25 protein-coding genes and 1 tRNA gene are annotated in these 21,506 nt (G+C 59.0%); 17 read left to right on the forward strand and 9 right to left on the reverse strand.

Annotated elements, in window-relative coordinates:
- Positions 1–40 precede the first annotated feature (40 nt).
- The gene (locus B9Z33_RS04405; protein WP_108285741.1) at positions 41–1,927 is read left to right on the forward strand and encodes a tetratricopeptide repeat protein; all 1,887 of its coding nucleotides are present in this window, start codon (positions 41–43) and stop codon (positions 1,925–1,927) included.
- A 27-nt stretch (positions 1,928–1,954) separates the two neighbouring features.
- Here the strand turns inward: B9Z33_RS04405 and yghU are convergent, their stop codons facing one another.
- Genes yghU through B9Z33_RS04430 form a run of 5 tightly spaced genes read right to left on the reverse strand, consistent with a single transcriptional unit; the run spans position 1,955 to position 5,305 of the window.
- A complete protein-coding gene (gene yghU / locus B9Z33_RS04410) occupies positions 1,955–2,833 on the reverse strand; it encodes a glutathione-dependent disulfide-bond oxidoreductase (protein WP_108285742.1) in 879 nt (292 codons plus the stop codon).
- A 32-nt stretch (positions 2,834–2,865) separates the two neighbouring features.
- Positions 2,866–3,879 (reverse strand): lipoyl synthase, encoded by a 1,014-nt coding sequence (gene lipA / locus B9Z33_RS04415; protein ID WP_108285743.1) that lies wholly within the window; start codon positions 3,877–3,879, stop codon positions 2,866–2,868.
- A gap of 46 nt (positions 3,880–3,925) precedes the next feature.
- Positions 3,926–4,588 carry a lipoyl(octanoyl) transferase LipB gene (gene lipB / locus B9Z33_RS04420; protein ID WP_199220280.1) on the reverse strand — a complete coding sequence of 221 codons (663 nt, stop codon included), beginning with the start codon at positions 4,586–4,588 and terminating at the stop codon, positions 3,926–3,928.
- Between the two features lie 2 nt (positions 4,589–4,590).
- On the reverse strand, positions 4,591–4,890 hold the full coding sequence (locus B9Z33_RS04425; protein WP_108285745.1) for a DUF493 family protein: 300 nt from the start codon (positions 4,888–4,890) through the stop codon (positions 4,591–4,593).
- 25 nt (positions 4,891–4,915) lie between these two features.
- Positions 4,916–5,305, reverse strand: a complete 390-nt coding sequence (locus B9Z33_RS04430) for a CopD family protein (RefSeq protein ID WP_233252725.1) — start codon at positions 5,303–5,305, stop codon at positions 4,916–4,918.
- Positions 5,306–5,554: 249 nt separating this feature from the next.
- Between B9Z33_RS04430 and B9Z33_RS04435 the strand changes: the two genes are divergently transcribed.
- From B9Z33_RS04435 to B9Z33_RS04490, 12 genes are all read left to right on the forward strand, one after another.
- A complete protein-coding gene (locus tag B9Z33_RS04435; RefSeq protein WP_108285747.1) occupies positions 5,555–6,073 on the forward strand; it encodes an ATP synthase subunit I in 519 nt (172 codons plus the stop codon).
- A 15-nt stretch (positions 6,074–6,088) separates the two neighbouring features.
- Positions 6,089–6,967, forward strand: a complete 879-nt coding sequence (gene atpB, locus B9Z33_RS04440; protein WP_108285748.1) for a F0F1 ATP synthase subunit A — start codon at positions 6,089–6,091, stop codon at positions 6,965–6,967.
- Positions 6,968–7,024: 57 nt separating this feature from the next.
- Positions 7,025–7,273 carry a F0F1 ATP synthase subunit C gene (gene atpE / locus B9Z33_RS04445; RefSeq protein WP_019429175.1) on the forward strand — a complete coding sequence of 83 codons (249 nt, stop codon included), beginning with the start codon at positions 7,025–7,027 and terminating at the stop codon, positions 7,271–7,273.
- Positions 7,274–7,309: 36 nt separating this feature from the next.
- Positions 7,310–7,780, forward strand: coding sequence for a F0F1 ATP synthase subunit B (locus B9Z33_RS04450; protein WP_108285749.1), 471 nt, complete (start codon positions 7,310–7,312; stop codon positions 7,778–7,780).
- A gap of 22 nt (positions 7,781–7,802) precedes the next feature.
- Positions 7,803–8,333, forward strand: a complete 531-nt coding sequence (locus B9Z33_RS04455) for a F0F1 ATP synthase subunit delta (RefSeq protein ID WP_108285750.1) — start codon at positions 7,803–7,805, stop codon at positions 8,331–8,333.
- A gap of 44 nt (positions 8,334–8,377) precedes the next feature.
- Entirely contained in the window at positions 8,378–9,931 is a 1,554-nt protein-coding gene (atpA, locus tag B9Z33_RS04460; protein WP_108285751.1) for a F0F1 ATP synthase subunit alpha, read from the forward strand.
- 27 nt (positions 9,932–9,958) lie between these two features.
- The gene (atpG, locus tag B9Z33_RS04465; protein WP_108285752.1) at positions 9,959–10,846 is read left to right on the forward strand and encodes a F0F1 ATP synthase subunit gamma; all 888 of its coding nucleotides are present in this window, start codon (positions 9,959–9,961) and stop codon (positions 10,844–10,846) included.
- Between the two features lie 38 nt (positions 10,847–10,884).
- On the forward strand, positions 10,885–12,288 hold the full coding sequence (atpD, locus tag B9Z33_RS04470; protein WP_108285753.1) for a F0F1 ATP synthase subunit beta: 1,404 nt from the start codon (positions 10,885–10,887) through the stop codon (positions 12,286–12,288).
- Positions 12,289–12,358: 70 nt separating this feature from the next.
- Positions 12,359–12,772: a F0F1 ATP synthase subunit epsilon gene (locus B9Z33_RS04475; RefSeq protein WP_108285754.1), complete on the forward strand. Its 414-nt coding sequence runs from the start codon at positions 12,359–12,361 to the stop codon at positions 12,770–12,772.
- A 115-nt stretch (positions 12,773–12,887) separates the two neighbouring features.
- On the forward strand, positions 12,888–13,337 hold the full coding sequence (locus tag B9Z33_RS04480) for a nuclear transport factor 2 family protein (protein WP_108285755.1): 450 nt from the start codon (positions 12,888–12,890) through the stop codon (positions 13,335–13,337).
- 4 nt (positions 13,338–13,341) lie between these two features.
- Positions 13,342–14,355, forward strand: a complete 1,014-nt coding sequence (locus B9Z33_RS04485) for a YheT family hydrolase (protein ID WP_108285756.1) — start codon at positions 13,342–13,344, stop codon at positions 14,353–14,355.
- Positions 14,348–14,905, forward strand: coding sequence for a DUF2946 family protein (locus tag B9Z33_RS04490; RefSeq protein WP_108286157.1), 558 nt, complete (start codon positions 14,348–14,350; stop codon positions 14,903–14,905). Before B9Z33_RS04485 ends, B9Z33_RS04490 begins: the two co-directional genes overlap by 8 nt.
- Positions 14,906–14,950: 45 nt before the next feature.
- Here B9Z33_RS04490 and B9Z33_RS04495 read toward each other — a convergent pair whose 3' ends face one another.
- Entirely contained in the window at positions 14,951–15,475 is a 525-nt protein-coding gene (locus B9Z33_RS04495; RefSeq protein WP_108285757.1) for a cytochrome c5 family protein, read from the reverse strand.
- Between the two features lie 138 nt (positions 15,476–15,613).
- Here B9Z33_RS04495 and B9Z33_RS04500 point away from each other — a divergent pair.
- A tRNA-Arg gene (locus tag B9Z33_RS04500) sits at positions 15,614–15,689 on the forward strand.
- Positions 15,690–15,737: 48 nt separating this feature from the next.
- Here B9Z33_RS04500 and B9Z33_RS04505 read toward each other — a convergent pair.
- Together B9Z33_RS04505 and pyrE are read right to left on the reverse strand one after the other, a co-directional pair.
- Positions 15,738–16,346 carry a C40 family peptidase gene (locus tag B9Z33_RS04505; protein ID WP_233252750.1) on the reverse strand — a complete coding sequence of 203 codons (609 nt, stop codon included), beginning with the start codon at positions 16,344–16,346 and terminating at the stop codon, positions 15,738–15,740.
- A gap of 90 nt (positions 16,347–16,436) precedes the next feature.
- Positions 16,437–17,141 carry an orotate phosphoribosyltransferase gene (gene pyrE, locus B9Z33_RS04510; RefSeq protein ID WP_108285759.1) on the reverse strand — a complete coding sequence of 235 codons (705 nt, stop codon included), beginning with the start codon at positions 17,139–17,141 and terminating at the stop codon, positions 16,437–16,439.
- 10 nt (positions 17,142–17,151) lie between these two features.
- Between pyrE and B9Z33_RS04515 the strand changes: the two genes are divergently transcribed.
- The 3 genes from B9Z33_RS04515 (at position 17,152) to B9Z33_RS04525 (ending at position 20,416) form a co-directional block, all read left to right on the forward strand.
- A complete protein-coding gene (locus B9Z33_RS04515) occupies positions 17,152–17,943 on the forward strand; it encodes an exodeoxyribonuclease III (protein WP_108286158.1) in 792 nt (263 codons plus the stop codon).
- A gap of 20 nt (positions 17,944–17,963) precedes the next feature.
- Complete coding sequence (locus B9Z33_RS04520; protein WP_108285760.1) at positions 17,964–19,202, forward strand: NADH:flavin oxidoreductase/NADH oxidase family protein; 1,239 nt, start codon at positions 17,964–17,966, stop codon at positions 19,200–19,202.
- 104 nt (positions 19,203–19,306) lie between these two features.
- Complete coding sequence (locus B9Z33_RS04525; RefSeq protein ID WP_108285761.1) at positions 19,307–20,416, forward strand: SMP-30/gluconolactonase/LRE family protein; 1,110 nt, start codon at positions 19,307–19,309, stop codon at positions 20,414–20,416.
- Between the two features lie 22 nt (positions 20,417–20,438).
- On the opposite strand, the gene B9Z33_RS04530 is transcribed toward B9Z33_RS04525, so the two are convergent.
- Positions 20,439–21,155 (reverse strand): methyltransferase, encoded by a 717-nt coding sequence (locus B9Z33_RS04530; RefSeq protein WP_108285762.1) that lies wholly within the window; start codon positions 21,153–21,155, stop codon positions 20,439–20,441.
- Positions 21,156–21,506: the final 351 nt, after the last annotated feature.

The raw sequence follows: 21,506 nt of genomic DNA on the forward strand, positions 1-21,506 counted from the left end.
CCCCAAAGACATTCCTTGCGGCATCTGGCCTTGTGATCCCATGAAAAAACCACCGGCCAAAGGCCGAACTGCACAGCCTTCGGGCATGCTGGCCAAAATGCTGGGGCAAGCCGTGCCCCAGCCAGTCCGTTCAACCTCGACCGTAGAGCAAGCGCAGGCTTTGTATGAAGCCGCCGTGGCCTTGTACCACCGGGCCGAATGGGATCAGGCCGAGCAGCAAGCCGATGCTTTGCTGGCCCTGCCGGGCCTGCATGCCACGCATGAAGTGGCGGCGCTCAACCTCAAGGCCACGCTGGCCGCCCGCACGCACCGGTTGGAGCTCGCGGTGACGCTGTACCAGGCCATCCTGAAGCGACAGCCCGCGCATGTGGAGGCTTTGTCCAACCTGGGGCTGGCGCTGCAAAAACTCAAGCGCCACGAAGAAGCGCTGGGCTTTTTGAAACAAGCGGTTCAACACCGCCCCGGCCATGCCAATTCACAGCTCAATCTGGGCCTGACGCTCCAGTCGCTGGGCCAATGGGCAGAAGCACGCGCTGCCTACCAGCGCACGCTGGCCATCGAACCCGGCAATGTGCAGGCCCGGTTCAACATCGCCAAGATGCTGCAAGACGCGTTTGATTTCGAAGCCGCCAGCAAGGCGTATCAGGCCGCACTCGATGTGGACCCGCGCCATGCCGACTCGCTGGCCAATCTGATTTTTGTGCAGCATTACCGTTACCCGCCCGACGAAGCGGCCCAGCAAGCCCTGATTCGGCGTGTGGGTGAACTGAACCCGGCGCGCCCCGAGTGGCCGCGCCGTGCGGCGGGCAAAAAACCTTTGCGCGTGGGCTTCGTGTCAGCCGACCTGCGCAAGCACCCGGTGGGTTACTTTTTGCGCGATGTGCTGCTGGCGCTGGCGTCCACCGCCGTGGCCTCGGGCGAGCTGACGCTGCTGGCCTATGCCAACCACGCGCTGGCCGACGAACTCACGCAGGACATCCGGCCCACCTTTGCCGCTTGGCACACGGTGGACCTGTGGAGTGATGCCCGGCTGGAGGCCCAGATCCGCAGCGATGAGATCGACATCCTGGTGGATTTGTCGGGCCGCACGGCGGGCAACCGCCTGCCGGTGTTTGCGGCCAAACCCGCGCCGCTGCAGGTCAGCTGGCTGGGTTACTTTGCCACCACGGGCCTGCCGCAAATGGACGCCATCCTGGCCGATCCGGTGTGCGTGCCCACAGGCGAAGAGTCGCTTTATGTGGAGAACGTGGTGCGCCTGTCGCACACCCGTTTGTGCATGAGCCCGCCCGGGGTGACCGAGCCGCCCGCAGCGCCGCCCGTGTTGACCAACGGCTTCATCACCTTTGGCTGTTTTCAGACGCTGCCCAAGATCAATGCGGGCGTGCTGGCCGCGTGGGCGCAAATTTTGAACGCTTGCCGGCAGGCCCGCCTGCGCTTGCAAGCGCCGCAGTTGAATGACGAAGGGCAACGCGCAAGCTTCACAGGGCGCTTGCAGGCGGCGGGCATCGACGCTGACCGCGTGGACCTGCTGGGGCCCGTCAGCCGCGAGCTGTATTTCGCAGCTCATAACGCCGTGGACATTCTGCTCGACACCTTCCCCTATCCCGGTGGCACCACCACCGCCGAAGCCCTGTGGATGGGCGTGCCCACCCTCACGCTGGCGCTGCCCGGCATGCTGGGGCGGCAAGGTCAGTCCATGCTGGAAAACGTGGGCTTGCGCGATTGGGTGACGCACAACGAAGCCGACTATGTGCAGCAAGCCGTGGCCTGGGGGCAGGGCGGGAAAGAGGTGTGCGAGAAGCTGCAGGGCCTGCGCGGCACGCTGCGCTCACAGGCAGCGCAATCGCCGTTGTTTGACAGCGCACGATTTGCCCGCGACTGGTGGGCGGCCCTGCAGGGCCTTTGGCGCGAAAAAATGACCGGATGAGCGACCGGGCTGCGATGCCCGGTGCATTCAGGCTGAGGTTGGGGCGATTTTGTCTTGCGTGCGGGTGTCGAAATCGCTGGCGTCGTGCCGTTCGTGCAACTGGGTTTCCAAAGGCCCAATGACCCGGTTGACCATGCGGCCCCGTTGCACGGCAGGGCGCTTGGCCAGCTCATCGGCCCAGCGGTTGACATGCTCGTATTCATGCACCTGCAGGAATTCACCAGCCTCGTACATCGTGCCCTTGGCCATGCCGCCGTACCAGGGCCAGATGGCGATGTCGGCGATGGTGTAGTCGTCGCCCGCGATGAAGCGGCTTTCGGCCAGGCGGCGGTTCAGCACATCCATCTCGCGTTTGACTTCCATCGCAAAGCGGTCAATCGCGTACTCGATCTTGACGGGCGCGTAGGCATAAAAATGCCCAAAACCGCCACCCAAATAGGGGGCGCTGCCCATTTGCCAGAACAGCCACGACAGGCATTCGGCACGTTGGGCCGGATCGGTGGGCACCAAAGCCCCAAACTTTTCGGCCAGATACAACAAGATGGCCCCCGACTCGAACACCCGCACCGGTTCGGGGCCACTGCAGTCCAGCAGCGCCGGGATTTTGGAGTTCGGGTTGACGCCGACAAAACCGCTGCTGAACTGCTGCCCCTCCTGGATGCGGATCAGCCATGCATCGTACTCGGCACCCGTGTGGCCCAGGGCCAGCAGCTCTTCGAGCATCACGGTGACTTTGACGCCATTGGGTGTGCCCAGCGAATACAGCTGCAGCGGGTGTTTGCCGCGTGGCAGTTCCTGCTCGTGCGTGGCCCCCGCGACGGGGCGGTTGATGTTGGCGAAGCGCCCGCCGTTGGCCTTGTTCCAGGTCCAGATTTTGGGCGGTGTGTAAGGGCTGGAGTCGGTCATGGTGGGTTCGATGTTGATGGCGGTGAAAGGCTTTAAGCGCGGCTGTCGGCCAGATTCTGGTGGGCCGAATGCGCTTGCTGGTCAGCGTGGTAGCTGCTGCGCACCATCGCGCCCACCGCTGCGTGCGAAAAGCCCATTTCGTAGGCCTTGGCTTCGAACATTTTGAAGGTGTCGGGGTGCACGTAGCGGCGCACCGGCAGGTGGCTGTTGCTTGGGGCCAGGTACTGACCAATGGTCAGCATTTCGATGTTGTGCGCGCGCATGTCGCGCATGACGTCCAGGATTTCTTCGTCGGTTTCGCCCAGGCCGACCATCAGGCCGCTCTTGGTGGGCACGTTCGGGAACAGTGCCTTGAATTTCTTCAGCAGGTTCAGCGAGAACTGGTAGTCCGAGCCAGGGCGCGCTTCTTTGTAGAGGCGCGGCACGGTTTCCATGTTGTGGTTCATCACGTCAGGCGGGGCAGCCTTCAGGATCTCGAGGGCACGGTCATCGCGGCCGCGGAAGTCGGGCACCAGCACCTCGATCTGGGTGGTGGGTGACAGCTCACGCGTTTTGCGGATGCACTCCACAAAGTGGCCCGCGCCGCCGTCGCGAAGGTCATCACGGTCCACGCTGGTGATGACGACGTATTGGAGCTTCAGCTGCGCAATGGTTTTGGCCAAGTTGTCGGGTTCGTTCACATCCAGCGGGTCGGGGCGGCCATGGCCCACGTCGCAAAACGGGCAACGGCGCGTGCATTTGTCGCCCATGATCATGAAGGTGGCGGTGCCCTTGCCAAAGCATTCGCCGATGTTGGGGCAGCTGGCTTCTTCGCACACGGTCACCAGCTTGTTGGCGCGCAGCACGTCCTTGATTTCGTAAAAGCGGGTGGTGGGTGAGCCCGCTTTCACACGGATCCATTCGGGCTTTTTGAGCACTTCACCTGCTTCGACTTTGACCGGAATGCGAGAGAGCTTGGCCGCCGCTTTTTGCTTGGCCATGGGGTCGTAGTTTTCAACGCTTTGCGCTTCGCGGACCACGTTGCGTTCGGTGGGGGTGTTGCTCATTCGGGTCTTTCGGTCTCTGCTGCTGCGAGGGTGCGCAGGCAGGGGTTCATAAACGGGTGGCCAATTGGTGGGCCAGCACCTGGGCGGCTTCGTCCCAAGTGGTTTCTACACCGATTGTAGAAAGGTCCACGGTTTTCAGGCCGGCATAACCACACGGGTTGATGCGCTCAAAGGGCTCCAGGTCCATCGCCACGTTGAGCGCCGCGCCGTGGTAGGTGCAATGCCGGCTGACCTTGATGCCCAAAGCGCTGATCTTGCCCAGACCTTTGAACGGGTCATGGGCCGGGGTGGGCCCCACCAGCGCGGCGTGGCTGAACGGGTCGTCCAGCCGCACATAAATGCCGGGCGCGCCGGCCACGCGGTGCCCCGTGACGCCAAAATGCGCCAGGGTGCGGATGACCGATTCTTCGAGCTTGTAGACGTATTCCTTGACGTAGTAACCGGCGCGCTGCAGGTTGACCAGAGGGTAGGCCATGACTTGGCCGGGGCCATGAAAAGTCACCTGTCCGCCCCGGTTGGTCTGCACCACCGGAATGTCGCCGGGCATCAACAGGTGTGCGGCTTGCCCCGCCAGACCCTGCGTGAACACGGGGGGGTGTTCACAAATCCAGAGTTCATCGGCCGTGTCGGGGGTGCGCTCGGCGGTGAAGGCCTGCATGGCCTCGTAGGTCGGCAGGTAGTCCACCCGCCCGAGCAGCCGGATGTCCATGTTCAAAGGACGATTTTGACCATCGGGTGCGAGGTCAGGGCGCGGTACAGGTCGTCGAGTTGTTCGCGGCTGGTGGCGGTGATGTGCAGGGTCACACCGAGGTAGTTGCCGCCCTTGCTGGGCCGCAGCTCCAGGGTGCTGGCGTCAAACGCGGGGTCAAATTGCAAGGCCACTTGACACAAAGCTTCGGCAAAACCGTCGGCCATGGCACCCATGACCTTGATCGGAAAGATCGAAGGGTATTCGATCAGGGTGTCTTTGCGCGGGTCAATGCCGGCAGGAGGTGTGATGGAAGCGCTCATGAAATATTCCGGTGGGATCGCAAGCTTAACGCCAGGTCACGACGGCCAAAACTGCCAACCAGCCCAGCACGAAATTGGCGATGACCATGGGGTGGATTTGCCCGAGGGCTTTGGCGGCCATAGGCCAATCGGCTGCAAGCACGGCGGCCTTCAGGCGGCGAAATGGCGCAAACCAGATGTGCGCAAAAATGAGGCACATCAACATGCCCAGCCCCGACATGGCATGCCAGCCTTTGGGGGCGAGCTTCATGTCCGCCACGGACAGCATCCAGAAGCCCGACAGCAGCAGCAGGGCAATGGATACCCAGACCATGACAAAAAAGCGGGACAGCACGGCGCACATCAAGGCCAAGCGCTCGGGTGGCGCCATGTGGGCAATGACCACCGGGCGCAAAGCCAGAAGGAGCAAGGCCATGCCACCGAGCCAGACAACGCCTGCGCCGAGGTGAAAAAATTTAATCCATTCGTACATACAACGGGCCAATCAAGTCGATTTGAGGTGAGTCCGAAGGCCGGACTGGGTGTGCAATTGTCGCTGTTAGCCCCCGACTTGTTGGGGTTGTAGGGCTTTGTTGTGGATAACAAGCTTCGCACGCACGGGTTTCTACGTATAATCGAAGGCTTTGCAGGATTTGCTGTGTACGTAACTTCGGTGTAATTTGAGATGGTCAAAATCGCCTCATCCCCGGAAACGGGTAACGCCGTGATTGCGTCAGATGCTGCAGATGAAGGTCTGGAGCCCGAATTCAAGCCCCTCACAGCCGAACAAGCGCAGGCTTGGCGGCAGCACAACACCATGGCATCCCCTTGGCGTGTGCTGTTTTTGCAGGTCGCAGTGGGTGCTTTGCTCGCCATATTGACGGGCCTCGTCAGTGGTCAAGCGCGACTGGCTGCATCGGTGGCTTGGGGTGCTGTGGCGGTGGTGATTCCTGCCGTGGTGTTTGTCAGGGCTTTGAGCCGACAAATGCGGCGAACCCAGCCCGGCTCTGCCTTGGTGGGTTTGTTTGTGTGGGAGTTGGTCAAGATCATCTTGACCGTGGCGTTGCTTCTGGTGGCGCCCAAAGTGATTTCTGAGCTGAGCTGGTTTGCCTTGGTGGCTGGCTTTGTGGTGACGATGAAGGTGTACTGGCTGGCCATGGCGCTGGGCTGGATGCAACGCAAATCGAAGCCGACTATTTTTTGAACTGATTGGTGATTTATGTCTGCTGAAAACGCTGGCGCGCATGCCCCAACGGCTGGAGAGTACATCCAGCACCACTTGCAACACCTGCAAATGAATTTTTCATTTGAAGGCGTCAAGCAAACAAGCATTGTTGACTTCAGTTTGTTCAACCTCGATTCGGTTGTCTTCTCGCTCGTTTTGGGTGTGATTGGCTGCATCGTCTTGTGGGCAGCAGCCCGCAAAGCCACTTCGGGCGTTCCCGGCCGCTTCCAGGCTGCCGTTGAAATCCTGTCCGAAATGGTCGAAAACCAGGCCAAAGGCGTGATCCACAACGCCAAGAGCCGCAAACTCATCTCCCCTCTGGCTCTCACGGTTTTCGTCTGGATTTTCCTGATGAACGCCATGGACATGCTGCCCGTGGATCTGATTCCTGGTGCTTGGCACGCTGCTGGTCCGGCTTTGGGTTTCAAGGATTATTTGCGCGTCGTGCCAACAGCCGACTTGTCTTCCACCTTGGGCTTGTCGTGCTCGGTATTGTTCATCTGCTTGGTCTACAACATCAAGATCAAAGGTTTGGGCGGCTGGGCGCATGAATTGATTGCGGCACCTTTTGGTGACCATTGGGCTCTGTATCCGATTAACTTCCTGATGCAGATGATTGAATATTTGGCCAAGACGGTTTCGCATGGCATGCGACTGTTTGGCAACATGTTTGCGGGTGAGTTGGTGTTCATGTTGATTGCCCTCATGGGTGGCGGCTGGGCATTGTCGGCAACTGGCGTGGGTTTGGCCATCGGTCACATCCTTGCCGGTACCGTGTGGACTCTGTTCCACATCCTGGTCATCACCTTGCAAGCCTTCATCTTTATGATGTTGACGCTGATCTACACAGGTCAAGCGCACGACGCACATTGATGACACTTTTCCTCTCGTTTCTTGTTTCTTTTTTCCACTAACTTTTAGGAGCTTCTCATGGAAAACATTCTCGGCCTGGTGGCATTGGCATGTGGTTTGATCGTTGGTCTGGGTGCTATCGGCGCTTCCATCGGTATCGCTTTGATGGGCGGCAAATTCCTCGAGTCTTCTGCTCGTCAACCTGAGTTGATGAACGAACTCCAAACCAAGATGTTCATCTTGGCTGGTCTGATCGACGCTGCGTTCCTGATTGGTGTGGCTATCGCTTTGCTGTTCGCCTTCGCCAACCCCTTCGTTCTGAAGTAATCCACGTACCTCTTCCAACAGAAGAAGGACTGAACCGTGAACATTAACGCTACTCTGTTCATTCAGATGATCGTTTTTGCGATTCTGGTGTGGTTCACGATGAAATTCGTGTGGCCCCCGATCACAAAAGCGCTCGACGAACGGGCACAGAAAATCGCTGACGGCCTCGCTGCCGCAGACAAAGCCAAAGCCGAACTCTCCAACGCCAATGCGCGTGTTGAGTCCGAGTTGGCTCAGTCGCGCAACGAGACGGCTTCGCGCCTGGCTGATGCCGAGCGCCGTGCAAATGGCATCGTTGACGAAGCCAAAGCACGTGCCACCGAAGAAGGCAACAAGATCATCGCCGCTGCAAAAGCTGAAGCTGAGCAGCAGGCTGTCAAAGCCCGCGAGGTTCTGCGTGAGCAGGTCGCAGCTTTGGCCGTCAAAGGCGCCGAGCAGATTCTCCGCAAGGAAGTCAACGCTGGCGTCCACGCTGATCTGCTGAGCCGCCTCAAGACCGAGCTGTAAGAAGCTCCAGCCAGAGAAGACCATGGCAGAACTTGCTACCATCGCCCGCCCTTATGCCGATGCGCTTTTCAAAGCGCAGGCATCCGATCTTGCTGGCACGGCCGCTTGGCTGGATGAACTGGCTGCAATTGCCGAGAACGCGCAATTGCAACAGTTCGTCGACAGCCCCAAAGTGTCCGACGAGCAGGCGTTTGACCTGATCTCCGGTGTGGTGCGCACAGCACTCCCCGAGGCTGGCAAGAACTTCCTGCGCCTGGTGATCGAAAACCGCCGTCTCAGTGCGCTGCCTGTTGTTGCACAGCAGTACCGGGCCCTCATGAATGCGCAAGGTGGCACCGCTGACGCGGTGGTCTACAGCGCATTTCCCATCGACGCTTCGGCTTTGGCCGACTTGTCGTCCACGCTCGAAAAACGCTTTGCGCGCAAGCTCAATGTGAGCGTCGAGCTGGATGCTGCCCTGATCGGTGGCATTCGTGTGGTGGTGGGCGACGAGGTGCTCGACACCTCTGTCAAGGCCCGACTGGAACAAATGAAATCGGCCCTCACCGCTTGATGCGGATTGAGACCGGACATATTTAAAGAAAGAAGGAAAGAGTCATGCAACTCAATCCCGCAGAAATTTCTGAACTGATCAAGAGCCGCATTGAAGGGCTGTCCGCCAGCGCCGATATCCGCAACCAAGGCACCGTGGTGTCTGTGACCGACGGTATCGTTCGCGTCCACGGTTTGTCTGATGTGATGCAGGGCGAAATGCTCGAATTCCCATCCACAGCCGATGGCACTGCCACATTCGGTCTGGCACTGAACCTCGAGCGTGACTCGGTCGGTGCCGTGATCTTGGGCGAGTACGAGCACATCTCCGAAGGCGACACTGTCAAGTGCACAGGCCGCATTCTGGAAGTGCCCGTGGGCCCTGAACTGATTGGCCGCGTGGTGAACGCTCTGGGTCAGCCGATTGACGGCAAAGGCCCCATCAACGCCAAGATGACCGACGTGATCGAAAAAGTCGCCCCTGGCGTGATCGCACGTAAATCGGTTGACCAGCCTATGCAAACCGGCCTGAAGTCGATCGACTCCATGGTTCCCGTGGGCCGTGGTCAGCGCGAATTGATCATTGGCGACCGTCAGACTGGTAAGACAGCTGTCGCGATCGACGCCATCATCAACCAAAAAGGTCAGAACATGACCTGCGTTTACGTCGCGATTGGCCAAAAAGCCTCGTCGATCAAGAACGTGGTGCGCGCTCTGGAACAAGCTGGTGCGATGGAATACACCATCGTCGTGGCCGCTTCCGCCTCTGAATCTGCTGCGATGCAGTACGTGTCGGCCTACTCTGGCTGCACCATGGGCGAATACTTCCGTGACCGTGGTGAAGATGCTTTGATCGTTTATGACGATCTGTCCAAGCAAGCCGTGGCTTACCGTCAGGTGTCTTTGCTGTTGCGTCGCCCACCAGGCCGCGAAGCTTACCCTGGCGACGTGTTCTATCTCCACAGTCGTCTGCTCGAGCGTGCAGCCCGCGTGAACGCCGACTACGTCGAAGCCTTCACCAAGGGTGCCGTCAAAGGCAAAACAGGTTCCTTGACTGCATTGCCAATCATCGAAACCCAAGCCGGTGACGTGTCTGCCTTCGTGCCAACCAACGTGATTTCGATCACCGACGGTCAGATCTTCTTGGAAACTTCGTTGTTCAACGCCGGTATCCGTCCTGCGATCAACGCCGGTATCTCGGTGTCGCGCGTCGGTAGCTCGGCCCAGACCAAGATCATCAAAGGCCAGTCCGGCGGTATCCGTACCGACTTGGCTCAGTACCGTGAATTGGCAGCTTTCGCCCAGTTCGCTTCCGATCTGGACGAGTCCACTCGCAAGCAGTTGGACCGTGGCGCTCGCGTGACTGAATTGCTCAAGCAAGCCCAGTACAGCCCTCTGTCGATCAGCTTGATGGGCGCCAGCCTGTTCGCTGTGAACAAAGGCTTCATGGACGACATCGAGGTCAAGAAAGTCCTGGCTTTCGAACACGGTTTGCACGCTTACCTCAAAGACAAGAGCGCAGCCCTGTTGGCCAAGATGGAAAGCTCACAAGCTTTGGACAAAGAAGCCGAGGCTGAATTGACCGCTGCCGTGGCCGCTTTCAAGAAAAGCTTTGCTTAATTTCTACCTGATCAAAAGGAGCCGCTGATGGCATCGGGCAAGGAACTACGCACCAAGATCAAATCGGTGGAAAACACCAAGAAGATCACCAAGGCCATGGAGATGATTTCCGTCTCCAAAATGCGCAAAGCGCAGGAGCGTATGCGCACGGCCCGGCCTTACAGCGAGAAGATTCGCACCATTGCGACTCATCTCGGGCAGGCCAACCCTGAGTACGTGCACGCCTTCATGAAGCAAAACGACGGCAAGTCCGTCGGCTTCATTGTGGTGACCACAGACAAAGGTTTGTGCGGTGGCTTGAACACCAACCTGCTGCGCGCTGTGACAGGTAAATTGCGTGAAACGCAGGCTGAAGGCAAGACGCCTCTGGCCGTGGCCATTGGCGGCAAAGGTTTGGGTTTCCTGAACCGCGTCAATGCCAAAGTGGTGGCGCACGTGACCCATTTGGGCGACAAGCCGCATCTGGAAAAGCTGATTGGCCCCGTCAAGGTGCTGCTCGATGCTTATGCCGCAGGTGAGGTGAGCGCTGTGTACCTGTGCTACAACAAGTTTGTCAGCACCATGGCACAAGTGCCCACCATCGACCAGTTGCTGCCTCTGTCCTCTTCCAAGATGGAAGCAGACACCAAGGCAGCAGGTGCTGTGGCCCATGGATGGGATTACATCTATGAGCCCGATGCCCAGTCGGTCATTGACGATTTGTTGATCCGTTATGCAGAAGCCCTGGCTTACCAAGCCGTGGCCGAAAACATGGCCTCAGAGCACGCTGCGCGCATGGTGGCCATGAAGGCCGCCACGGACAACGCTGGCAATGTGATTGGCGAGCTCAAGCTCGTTTACAACAAGACCCGTCAAGCAGCCATCACCAAAGAACTGTCGGAAATCGTCTCTGGCGCAGCTGCGATCAGCGGCTGATCCCCAGTTCAGCAAATTCAAATTATTTGGAGCGAAAAATGCAAGCCCAAGGAAAAATTGTTCAGTGTATTGGCGCTGTGGTCGACGTGGAATTTCCACGCAACCAGATGCCCAAGGTTTATGACGCACTCAAAATGGAAGGCTCCGCGCTGACCCTGGAAGTGCAGCAGCAACTCGGCGACGGCATCGTGCGCACCATTGCGCTCGGTTCTTCCGACGGTTTGCGTCGTGGCCTGATCGTGTCCAACACCGGTAAAGCCATCACCGTTCCAGTGGGCAAAGCCACACTGGGCCGCATCATGGACGTGTTGGGTGCCCCCATCGACGAACGTGGTCCTGTCAGCCAGGAACTCACAGCTTCCATTCACCGTAAAGCCCCTGCTTACGACGAACTGAGCCCTTCGCAAGAACTGCTGGAAACCGGCATCAAGGTGATTGACTTGGTTTGCCCGTTCGCCAAAGGCGGTAAGGTTGGCCTGTTCGGTGGTGCCGGTGTGGGCAAGACCGTGAACATGATGGAACTCATCAACAACATCGCCAAGGCGCACAGCGGCTTGTCCGTGTTCGCTGGTGTGGGTGAGCGTACCCGTGAAGGTAACGACTTCTATCACGAGATGGCCGATTCCGGCGTCGTGAACCTCGAGAACCTGCCTGAGTCCAAAGTGGCCATGGTGTACGGTCAGATGAACGAGCCACCAGGCAACCGTCTGCGCGTCGCCCTGACCGGTCTGACCATCGCCGAATCCTTCCGTGACGAAGGCAAAGACGTGCTGTTCTTCGTGGACAACATCTACCGCTACACCTTGGCCGGTACCGAAGTGTCCGCCTTGTTGGGCCGTATGCCTTCCGCTGTGGGTTACCAGCCTACGCTGGCCGAAGAAATGGGCCGTTTGCAAGAACGTATCACGTCGACCAAAGTCGGCTCGATCACCTCCATCCAGGCCGTTTACGTGCCAGCCGATGACTTGACCGACCCATCGCCAGCGACCACCTTCGCTCACTTGGACTCCACCGTGGTGTTGAGCCGTGACATCGCATCCTTGGGTATCTACCCAGCGGTCGATCCACTGGACTCCACCAGCCGTCAGCTGGACCCCTTGGTTGTGGGCCAAGACCACTACGAAACAGCGCGCGCTGTGCAAGGCACTTTGCAGCGTTACCGTGAGCTGCGCGACATCATCGCCATCATGGGTATGGACGACTTGGCGCCTGAAGACAAGTTGGCCGTGGCCCGTGCCCGCAAGATCCAGCGTTTCCTGTCGCAGCCTTTCCACGTCGCTGAAGTGTTTACCGGCTCCCCCGGCAAGTACGTCACATTGGCCGAAACCATCCGTGGTTTCAAGATGATTGTGGCTGGCGAGTGCGATCACCTGCCAGAGCAAGCTTTCTACATGGTCGGTACCATCGACGAAGCTTTCGAAAAGGCCAAAAAGGCAGCTTAAAGCAGCGCTCCGGGGTGGCTGATCCAGTTGCCCCGTAGCCCGCTTGAACGCACCTTTTTAAGGAGTAATCATGAACACCATCCACGTTGATGTGGTCAGTGCCGAAGAGTCCATCTACTCGGGTGAAGCCCGGTTTGTGGCCTTGCCCGGTGAGTCTGGCGAGCTGGGCATTTACCCCCGCCACACCCCGCTGATCACCCGCATCAAGGCCGGTTCCGTTCGCATCGAGACGGCAGACGGCGGCGAGGAATTTGTTTTCGTTGCTGGCGGCATTCTGGAAGTGCAACCTGACTGCGTGACCGTGCTGTCTGACACCGCGATTCGCGGCAAAGACCTCGACGAAGAGAAAGCCCATGCGGCCAAAGCAGCAGCTGAAGAAGCACTGCGCAATGCCAAAAGCGAAATCGACTTGGCCCGTGCCCAGTCCGAATTGGCGGTCTTGGCGGCCCAGTTGTCTGCCTTGCGCAAGTACCGCAAAAAATAACTCGCTTTTCAAAAGCGGTGACTGCACCACAGCAGCCACATTCAAAACCCGGCGCAGCGATGTGACCGGGTTTTTTGTTGTCCAACACACTGAATGGCCGTGTAGACTTCGCGCTATGAAACGCGCCAAACTGCAAGCCGCCATCGTGGGTGGCACACCAGACGATATTGAACAAAGCTTTTACGAGGCACTTCACAACGCCGACATTGAGCAGCTCATGGCGTGTTGGGCAGAAGAAGACGACATTGTTTGCGTGCACCCGGGCGGTCCGCGAATCATCGGGCCTGGCGCTATTCGCGCTGCGTTTGAAGGCATGTTTGCCAATGGCAGCGTGCAAGCCCATCCAGAAAGAACGCACAAAGTGGTGTCGCTGGCCTGTGCTGTGCATCACTTGGTCGAGCGCGTGGAAGTGATCACGCCGCAAGGGGCCAAACAAGCCTTTGTGATTGCGACCAATGTGTACCAGAAGATGCCACAAGGCTGGCGGATGGTGGCGCACCATGCCAGTCCAGGCACACCCAAAGATTCGGCCGATGTGGGTGTCAAACCCACGGTGCTGCACTGAGTCGATGCAGTACCGCGCGCCAGCATGGTTGCCAGGCGGCCATGCCCAAACCATCTGGCCGGCGCTCTATGCGCGCAGGCGTTGGGGGCCTGCATTGCCCAAGCAGCGCGAACGGTGGCTGACGCCGGATGGCGACTTCATCGATGTCGACCGACAAGCTGCCAGCCGCCAAGACCGACCCATGGTGGTGCTGTTTCATGGCCTCGAAGGCTCATCGGACAGCCATTACGCACAGGCCTTCGCCGATTGGGCCGTTGCCCATGACCTTCATTTTGCGTTGCCTCATTTTCGAGGGTGCAGCGGTGAGATCAACCACGCACCACGCGCCTACCATTCAGGTGACCACCAGGAGATTGACTGGGTGTTGCGACGTTTGCGCTTGCAACATCAGCAGGGCGGAGGACAAACCTTGGTGGCCGCCGGCGTGTCACTGGGCGGAAATGCCTTGATGCGCTGGGCTGCTGAGCATGGGGCTGCAGCTGCCCAATGTGCCGATGCCGTGGCCTCGATTTGCTCGCCGCTGGATTTGGTGCAAAGTGGTCAAGCCATCGGGCAAGGCCTGAACCGGCAGATCTACACCCGCATGTTTTTGCGAAGCATGAGACCCAAGGCCCTTGCCAAATTGGCGCAATATCCAGGGCTTTTTGATCGGCAGAAACTCATGGCTGCGCGTGATCTGTACGAGTTTGACAATGTCTTTACCGCACCCTTGCATGGGTTTAAAAGCACGGACGATTATTGGTCCAAGGCATCTGCCAAGCCCTTGATGGCGGACATCCGCATTCCTGCCTTGGCATTGAACGCACGCAACGATCCTTTTGTGCCCGCGAGCAGTTTGCCGCAGCAGGCCGACGTTTCAGCGTCGGTCACGCTGTGGCAGCCCGAACAAGGCGGCCACGTTGGGTTCGCCGAAGGCCGATGGCCCAGCCATGTGCGTGGTCTACCCGACAGCGTCGGCGGTTGGCTTTTGGCGGCTGCGGGACACCCCTTGTTTGAATCGGATGAACAGCATGGATGACATTGTTCGGCAAGCCATGGTCAAGTGGCCCCATGTGCCCGATTGTTTTGGTTGGTTGGGTTTGGACAGTCGCGGACAGTGGCACATGCGCGACGACCGGGTGCAACTTTTGGGGGCCTTTCAAAGTGGCCATGCGGGAGCCAAAGGCTCGGTGTTGCGGCATGAAAAACTGATTGATTTCATTCACCGCAACTACGATGCCGATGCCCAAGGTCGCTGGTTTTTTCAGAATGGCCCGCAACGGGTCTACATCGAGCTGGAAGTTACGCCCTACATCTGGCGGCTGAGCGAAAGCTTCGAGGCGACTGCGCACACAGGCCAAACCACACAGGTACTCGCATGCCTGGTGGATGAGGATGGGCGCGTTTACCTGCACACCACAGGCGGTTTTGGCTTGGTTCACACCCTCGATGTGGGGTGGGTTGCTGAAGCCATAGAAAAAGGTCTTTGGGTCCCTGAAGACTGTTTGTCGCAGGAGTTGCCCAAGCGTTTTGGTTTTGTCATCAGCCCACAACAAGGCGATGACGGTAAAGGTCTGGATCGGGCATAAAAAAACCGACCACAAGGATCGGTTTTTTGAGAAGCAGGGATGGCTTTACTTCTTTTCACCTTCGGCAGCGGGTGCTTTGGGTTCGTCAAACTTGCCACCAGCATTGTTGGCCATGTAGACCACAGCGCGGGCAATCTCAGTGTCGTTGAAATCGCCACCACCCTGTGCGCCCATGGCATTTTTGCCTTTGAGCGCTGAAGTGACCAAGGTCTCAAGGCCTTGCTTGATGCGGGGGCCCCATGCGCCAGCATCACCAAACTTGGGTGAGCCTGCAGCACCAATGGCATGGCAAGCAGCGCACTGGGCTTTGTAAACTTCTTCACCCGCCTTCAAAGGGCGGTTGGCATCGCGGACTTCCACCGCGCCAATTTTCTGGATGCGCTGGGCCACCGAGCGTTCTGAATCGCTTGCGCCAGGAGCCGTTTTGTTGGCCGATGTGACATAAGAAACCAGACCGATGATGATGAACACCGGAATGATGAAAGAAGCCAGACTCAGCAAAAGCATTTGCTTGGGAGTTTTCACCGGGCCGGTGTGTGCTTCGTGTTGATCGTGGCTGTTGTCGCTCATGAGATCCTCTTGTTGGGCTCGGCCTTAGGGCCTGGGATTGACCGGAATCAACCCAATATTATAGCGGCCCACCCTTCACCGAGCTTGCAATGGTCAGGAAGAAAGACAAGCCGTGAGATAATCCGTTCAGCATGCAGTGCGGCTGTAGCTCAGTGGATAGAGTATTGGCCTCCGAAGCCAAGGGTCGTGGGTTCGATCCCCGCCAGCCGCACCAAACTCAAGTTCGCCACCCTTCGCGGTGGCGTTTTTGTGGGCGCTTTGTTCAGCGGTTGGTGTTGTCAGCAGGTGGAGTTTCTTGAACCCGGCGTGCGCCTGTGAAACGCTTGGTCCAGTAGGCGGCGCGCAAGTCGTCTACACGCACCGATTTGCCGGAACTGGGCGAATGGATGAACTTGCCATCGCCGATGTAGATGCCTACATGGCTGAATGTACGGCGCATGGTGTTGAAAAAAACCAGATCACCAGGGTGGAGATCATTGCGGTCAATTTTGTCTGTCACCGCAGCTTGTTCTTCTGCACGCCTTGGCAGCAAACGACCAATCGATGTTTCGTACATGTGGCGCACGAAGCCGCTGCAATCAAAGCCTGTTTCAACCGTATTACCGCCCCGCTTGTAGGGAACACCCAGCAAGGTCATGGCTTGACCCAGCATTTGGTTGGTTTTTTCACCTACGCTGTTCTTCATCTGGTCGCCCAATTGCATCAGGTTGACCAATTCCGAGCCGCGCTTGATCCCGCCCGCCTGATCGTCTTCAGGCGCTGCATGAACCAAGGCGGCGGCCATCAGCAAACAGATTGCGATGGAAAGAAACTTAAATTTCACAATATAAAAATGATGACTTAACTCACCATAATACCTGCTCCACCGCATCAAGCCAATAACCTTTTAGGTCTTGTTACACCTTCGTGTTAGGTCGGTTCGCAAGTCTTGAGGGCCAGTCAATCAGATTTTGGGACCGTGTCAAACGCCGTAGCGGACGCGGTAAGCCTGCACTTTGGGCAGATGCTGGCCCAGTTCGCTGCCGCTTTGGGTGGACAGGTAAGCCAGCAAATCCGACAGTTCAGCAATGCAGCACACGCTCATACCCAGTGAGCCGCGCACATATTGCACAGCGCTGTGGGCCACATCCTGCACCGAGCCGTCGGCTTGTTTTTCGGTGGCCATTTCCTGGCGGTCCAGCGCAATGGCAATGGCGTGGGGTGTAGCCCCTGCGGCCTTGATCAGCGCAATGGACTCGCGGGCGGCGGTGCCTGCGCTCATCACGTCGTCCACGATCAGCACGCGGCCCTGGAGAGGCGCGCCGACCAGGCTGCCGCCTTCGCCGTGGTCCTTGGCTTCTTTGCGGTTGTAGGCAAAGGGCACGTTCTTGCCCAGGCGGGCCAGTTCGATGGCCACGGCCGCGCCCAGCGGGATGCCCTTGTAGGCGGGGCCAAAAATCATGTCGAATTCGATGCCGCTGGCGATCAGGGCTTTTGCATAGAATTGCGCCAGTCGGCCGAGCTTGGCGCCATCGTCAAACAGACCGGCGTTGAAGAAGTAAGGGCTCATGCGCCCGGCTTTGGTTTTGAATTCACCAAAGCGCAACACGCCCGAGTCGACCGCAAATTGCACAAATTCCTGAGCGAGCGCCTGTGTGTCGGCGCCGCTTGCTTGTCCTGTCACCATGGGGAAATCCTTGTTCAAACTCACCAGCCTCAACCTCAACGGCATCCGCTCGGCCACGACCAAAGGGGTCGAAGCCTGGCTGGCGCAAGAGAAACCCGATTGTATTTGCGTGCAAGAGGTCAAAGCCCAGGCCCCCGATGTGGCGGGCAAGTTCGAAGAACTTGCGGGCTTGAAGGGCCACTTTCACTTTGCCGAAAAAAAGGGCTATTCGGGCGTGGGCGTCTACACCCGCCACGAGCCCAGCGATGTGGTGGTCGGCTTTGACGGCGGGGAGTTCGACGCCGAAGGCCGTTATGTCGAAACGCGCTTTGACACGCCCAGCCGCAAGCTGTCGATCATCAGCGTGTACTTCCCGAGTGGTTCGTCCGGCCCTGAGCGGCAAGAAGCCAAGTTCCGCTTTTTGAACAAGATGTACCCGCACCTGATGGCCCTCAAGGCCGAGCGCGACTTCATTGTCTGCAGCGACGTCAACATCGCCCACCAACAAGCCGACCTCAAGAACTGGAAGGGCAACCTGAAAAACAGCGGTTTCTTGCCCGAAGAGCGCCAGTGGATGACCCAGCTCACCACCGAGGGCGGTGTGGTCGACGTGTACCGCCGCTTGAAACCCGAGACCACCGACGAGTGCTACACCTGGTGGAGCAACCGCGGCCAGGCCTACGCCAAGAACGTGGGTTGGCGTCTGGACTACCACCTGGCCACGCCCGCCGTGGCCGAGAAGGCGCGCTCCGAGCACATCTATAAGGGCGAAAAGTTTTCGGACCACGCGCCGATCACGATTGGCTACGACTTCTCGATCTGAATTTTCTGGAGCCTACCTTCATGCCGCTGTTCACGCCCCTGTTGCTGCCCAACGGCGCCACCATTCCCAACCGCATCGCCAAGGCCGCGATGGAAGAAAACATGGCCGACAGCGACCATGCGCCTTCCGCCGCCTTGCTGCGCCTGTACCAAGCTTGGGCCGACGGGGAAGCGGGCCTGATCTTGACGGGCAACGTGATGGTGGACGCCCGCGCCATGACCGGACCCGGTGGTGTGGTGCTCGAAGAAGAGACTCATCTGGACCGTTTCAAGGCCTGGGCCCAGGTTGGCCGCTCGCGGGGCGCACAGGTGTGGATGCAAATCAACCACCCGGGGCGGCAAATGCCCGCCGCCTTGGGGCAACAAACGGTGGCTCCATCGGCCGTGGCGTTGAACCTGGGTGCGCAATCGAATCGATTTGCCATGCCCAAGGCCATGAGCGCAGACGACATTGAAGACGTCAAAAACCGGTTTGTGGCCACCGCCCTGCTTGCTGAACGGGCCGGATTCACAGGGGTGCAGATCCATGCTGCGCACGGCTATTTGCTGAGTCAGTTTCTGTCGCCACTGTCCAACCACCGCGAGGATGCGTGGGGCGGCAGCCTGCACAACCGGGCCCGCTTGCTGCTCGACATTGTGCAGGCGGTGCGTGCCGCCGTGGCGCCAGGCTTTGCGGTTTCCGTGAAGCTGAATTCGGCTGATTTTCAGCGTGGCGGTTTTTCGCCCGAAGATGCGCGTGCGGTCGTTCAGATGCTGGCACCGCTGGGTGTGGATCTGGTCGAGTTGTCAGGCGGCAGCTACGAAGCCCCGGCCATGATGGGCACGTCCAGGGACGAGCGCACACTGGCGCGTGAAGCCTATTTCCTCGAGTTCGCACGCGACATCGTGGCCGTGGCGGCCATGCCCTTGATGGTCACAGGCGGTATCCGCAGGGCCGAGGTGGCGCAGCAAGTGCTGGACAGCGGTGTGGCGATGGTCGGCATCGCCACGGCCTTGGCACTGGAGCCCGCCTTGCCCAGTCACTGGCGTGCGGGTCAAACCACGGCGCCCATGTTGCTCAAACCGATCACCTGGAAAAACAAAGGCTTAGCTGCGGCTGCGCACATGGGGGCGGTCAAGTACCAGTTGACCCGCCTGAGCCAACAACGCCCACCCCGGCCCGGGGTGTCTCCGGTCTGGGCCTTGCTGGTGTCGCAAGTCAGTGCCATGTGGGGCGCGCGTGTTTACAGGCAATGGATGCAGGGGCGAAACGCCCGCTGATGCGCTAGGTGCCAGACGCGCACAAGGGTTTGCTCTGAGGCCATAAGGGCCTGAAGCTGTTTCAATGGCTTGTTCGGCCCCTTGTAGGGTTAGGCGGAGACACGATGAAAAAGCTGTTCGGTGTTTTGGGGGTGCTGGTGCTGTCTGGGCTGGCGTATTTCTGTCTGTGGCCCATCCCGATCGAGCCGGTCAGCTGGGACGCGCCCAAAGCACCCGGCTATGCGGGGCCCCATGCGGTCAACGACAAGCTGGCCAAACTCAACATGATTGACCTGGGCGCCGAGGCGGGGCCAGAGCACATCGCCATTGGGCCAGACGGCAAGCTCTACACCACGGTGGAGAGCGGTCGCATCTTGCGCATGCAGCCCGATGGCTCGCAGCAAGAGGTCTTTGCCCAGACGGGTGGCCGTGTTCTGGGTTTTGACTTTGACGCCAAAGGCCACTTGATTGCTGCTGACGCGGTCAAAGGCCTGCTGTCCATCGCGCCTGACAAATCGATCAAGCTGCTCACCGACCAAGTGAGCGTGAACGGCAAGGCCGATCCGATCCGATACGCCGACGCGGTCGTGGTTGCCAAAAACGGCAAGATGTACCTGAGCGACGCGTCCACCCGATTTGCTCCCAAGGACTGGGGTGGCACTTTCGAAGCCAGCGTGCTCGACATCCTGGAGCAGGCGGCCACGGGCCGTGTGCTGGAGTACGACCCCGCCAACGGCCAAACCCGCGTCGTGGCACAGGGCCTGAGCTTTGCCAACGGCGTGACGCTGAGCCAGGACGAAAAGTACCTCTTTGTGAACGAGACCGGCAAATACCGCGTCTGGAAGATCGACGTCAACGCGCAAGGTGTAGACGTTACAAAAGGGGGTGACCAGGCCCGCGTGCTGTTCGACAACCTGCCCGGCTACCCCGACAACCTGATGCGCGGGCGCGACGGCAAGATCTGGCTGGGCTTTGCCAAGCCGCGCAACCCGACCATCGACGATCTGGCGCAAAAACCGTTCATGCGCAAAGTCACGCTGCGCCTGCCCCGCGCGCTGTGGCCCATCCCCAAGGCCTACGGCCATGTGATGGCCTTCACCGAAGACGGCAAGGTGGTCAACGACTTGCAGGACCCCAGCGGCCAGTACCCCGAGAGCACGGGGGTGACTGAGACGGCAGACCGGCTTTACATCCAGAGTCTGCACGCTAAGGGCTTGGGCTGGCTGCCGCGATGATTCGCTGCTGTCTGCGGCGTTGTCAGCCGCGTGTGTACGTGAGCATGCGCCCTTTGTAGGCCGCTTCGTCATCGTGGGCTGCTTGGTCCAAAACCAGCTCGTGCATGACAAAGCCCACGCGTGCCATGTGTTTGTGAAATGCGGCCCGGTTGCCTCGGTTCGGGTCCACCACCCAGATCTCTGACACCAGCGCTGCATGGGTGTTGATGAAGCTGGCCAGTGTGCCTTCGTCATCGCGCTCGTACAGGATGTCGCTGCCCACAATCAGATCAAACAACCCGCTCACGCCATCGTCCTGAGCCGAAGTCAGCACAGGCATGCCGTCTTCGCGCAAGGCTGCCGTGCCCCACAAGCCATGTCGGTAAGCCATCGGGGGCAAACCGTTCAAACGGGTGTTTGCATCCAGAAAGGCGTGGGTCAGCGGATGGCAGTCGCTGGCCGTGACGTTGGCACCGCGTCGATGCGCCACCAGGCTGGACAGCCCCAGCCCACAGCCGATTTCGAGAATGCGTTCGCTGGTCACGGGCCGTTGCGCCATGCGCTCGGCCATGCGTTGGCCCGATGGCCACAACAAACCAAACAAAGGCCAGGTGGCCGAAGAGATGCCCAAATTCAGGGCCTCGTCCAAAGGGTCGTGAAACTGGTTTTTGTCGAGCAGGGAACGGATGAGCAAGTCATCCACGCCCAAAACCGCGATGCTTTCCTGTTTGGTCAGGTAGCCGGGAGATGAAGAGTGCAAAAGGACAATCGTTGCAGCGCAAGTGCTCAAGTCGGAAAAGGCGCTGGGTGATACCACTGTACACCGCTCCTTGTGTGGGCGTGCCCGGCTTTCTTGCCAAGAGTGTGCAACAGCGCACCGACATGACAGGTGCTTCGATGGAACATGCACTCGGACTTGCCGATCAATGGTTTCAACTGAAAGCACACATGACGAAAAAAATCTGGCTACCTTGTTTGTTCATGATGGTGACACAAGGGGCCACGGCTCAATCGACACCGATTGCAGGTGGATGTTGATTCGCTTTAAAAACTGAGCCACTATGACGGGAATTTGCATCCAAATTTGAGCCACTTCATTGGCCTATCCTGC

It is taken from the genome of Limnohabitans sp. T6-20 (assembly GCF_003063505.1).
In the GTDB taxonomy this organism is placed as follows: Bacteria; Pseudomonadota; Gammaproteobacteria; order Burkholderiales; family Burkholderiaceae_C; genus Limnohabitans_A.

Excerpts from the sequence above, each read along its gene's own strand:
- B9Z33_RS04475 (WP_108285754.1), top strand. The coding sequence starts at position 12,359 with ATGAACACCATCCACGTTGATGTGGTCAGTGCCGAAGAGTCCATCTAC.
- atpB (WP_108285748.1), top strand. The coding sequence starts at position 6,089 with ATGTCTGCTGAAAACGCTGGCGCGCATGCCCCAACGGCTGGAGAGTAC.
- B9Z33_RS04495 (WP_108285757.1), bottom strand. The coding sequence starts at position 15,475 with ATGAGCGACAACAGCCACGATCAACACGAAGCACACACCGGCCCGGTG.
- B9Z33_RS04505 (WP_233252750.1), bottom strand. The coding sequence starts at position 16,346 with ATGCGGTGGAGCAGGTATTATGGTGAGTTAAGTCATCATTTTTATATT.
- B9Z33_RS04490 (WP_108286157.1), top strand. The coding sequence starts at position 14,348 with ATGGATGACATTGTTCGGCAAGCCATGGTCAAGTGGCCCCATGTGCCC.
- B9Z33_RS04430 (WP_233252725.1), bottom strand. The coding sequence starts at position 5,305 with ATGGCCTTGCTCCTTCTGGCTTTGCGCCCGGTGGTCATTGCCCACATG.
- B9Z33_RS04435 (WP_108285747.1), top strand. The coding sequence starts at position 5,555 with ATGGTCAAAATCGCCTCATCCCCGGAAACGGGTAACGCCGTGATTGCG.
- B9Z33_RS04425 (WP_108285745.1), bottom strand. The coding sequence starts at position 4,890 with ATGAGCGCTTCCATCACACCTCCTGCCGGCATTGACCCGCGCAAAGAC.
- atpE (WP_019429175.1), top strand. The coding sequence starts at position 7,025 with ATGGAAAACATTCTCGGCCTGGTGGCATTGGCATGTGGTTTGATCGTT.
- atpD (WP_108285753.1), top strand. The coding sequence starts at position 10,885 with ATGCAAGCCCAAGGAAAAATTGTTCAGTGTATTGGCGCTGTGGTCGAC.
- B9Z33_RS04485 (WP_108285756.1), top strand. The coding sequence starts at position 13,342 with ATGCAGTACCGCGCGCCAGCATGGTTGCCAGGCGGCCATGCCCAAACC.
- lipB (WP_199220280.1), bottom strand. The coding sequence starts at position 4,588 with ATGGACATCCGGCTGCTCGGGCGGGTGGACTACCTGCCGACCTACGAG.
- atpG (WP_108285752.1), top strand. The coding sequence starts at position 9,959 with ATGGCATCGGGCAAGGAACTACGCACCAAGATCAAATCGGTGGAAAAC.
- atpA (WP_108285751.1), top strand. The coding sequence starts at position 8,378 with ATGCAACTCAATCCCGCAGAAATTTCTGAACTGATCAAGAGCCGCATT.
- B9Z33_RS04520 (WP_108285760.1), top strand. The coding sequence starts at position 17,964 with ATGCCGCTGTTCACGCCCCTGTTGCTGCCCAACGGCGCCACCATTCCC.
- B9Z33_RS04405 (WP_108285741.1), top strand. The coding sequence starts at position 41 with ATGAAAAAACCACCGGCCAAAGGCCGAACTGCACAGCCTTCGGGCATG.
- B9Z33_RS04480 (WP_108285755.1), top strand. The coding sequence starts at position 12,888 with ATGAAACGCGCCAAACTGCAAGCCGCCATCGTGGGTGGCACACCAGAC.
- B9Z33_RS04455 (WP_108285750.1), top strand. The coding sequence starts at position 7,803 with ATGGCAGAACTTGCTACCATCGCCCGCCCTTATGCCGATGCGCTTTTC.
- pyrE (WP_108285759.1), bottom strand. The coding sequence starts at position 17,141 with ATGGTGACAGGACAAGCAAGCGGCGCCGACACACAGGCGCTCGCTCAG.
- lipA (WP_108285743.1), bottom strand. The coding sequence starts at position 3,879 with ATGAGCAACACCCCCACCGAACGCAACGTGGTCCGCGAAGCGCAAAGC.
- yghU (WP_108285742.1), bottom strand. The coding sequence starts at position 2,833 with ATGACCGACTCCAGCCCTTACACACCGCCCAAAATCTGGACCTGGAAC.
- B9Z33_RS04525 (WP_108285761.1), top strand. The coding sequence starts at position 19,307 with ATGAAAAAGCTGTTCGGTGTTTTGGGGGTGCTGGTGCTGTCTGGGCTG.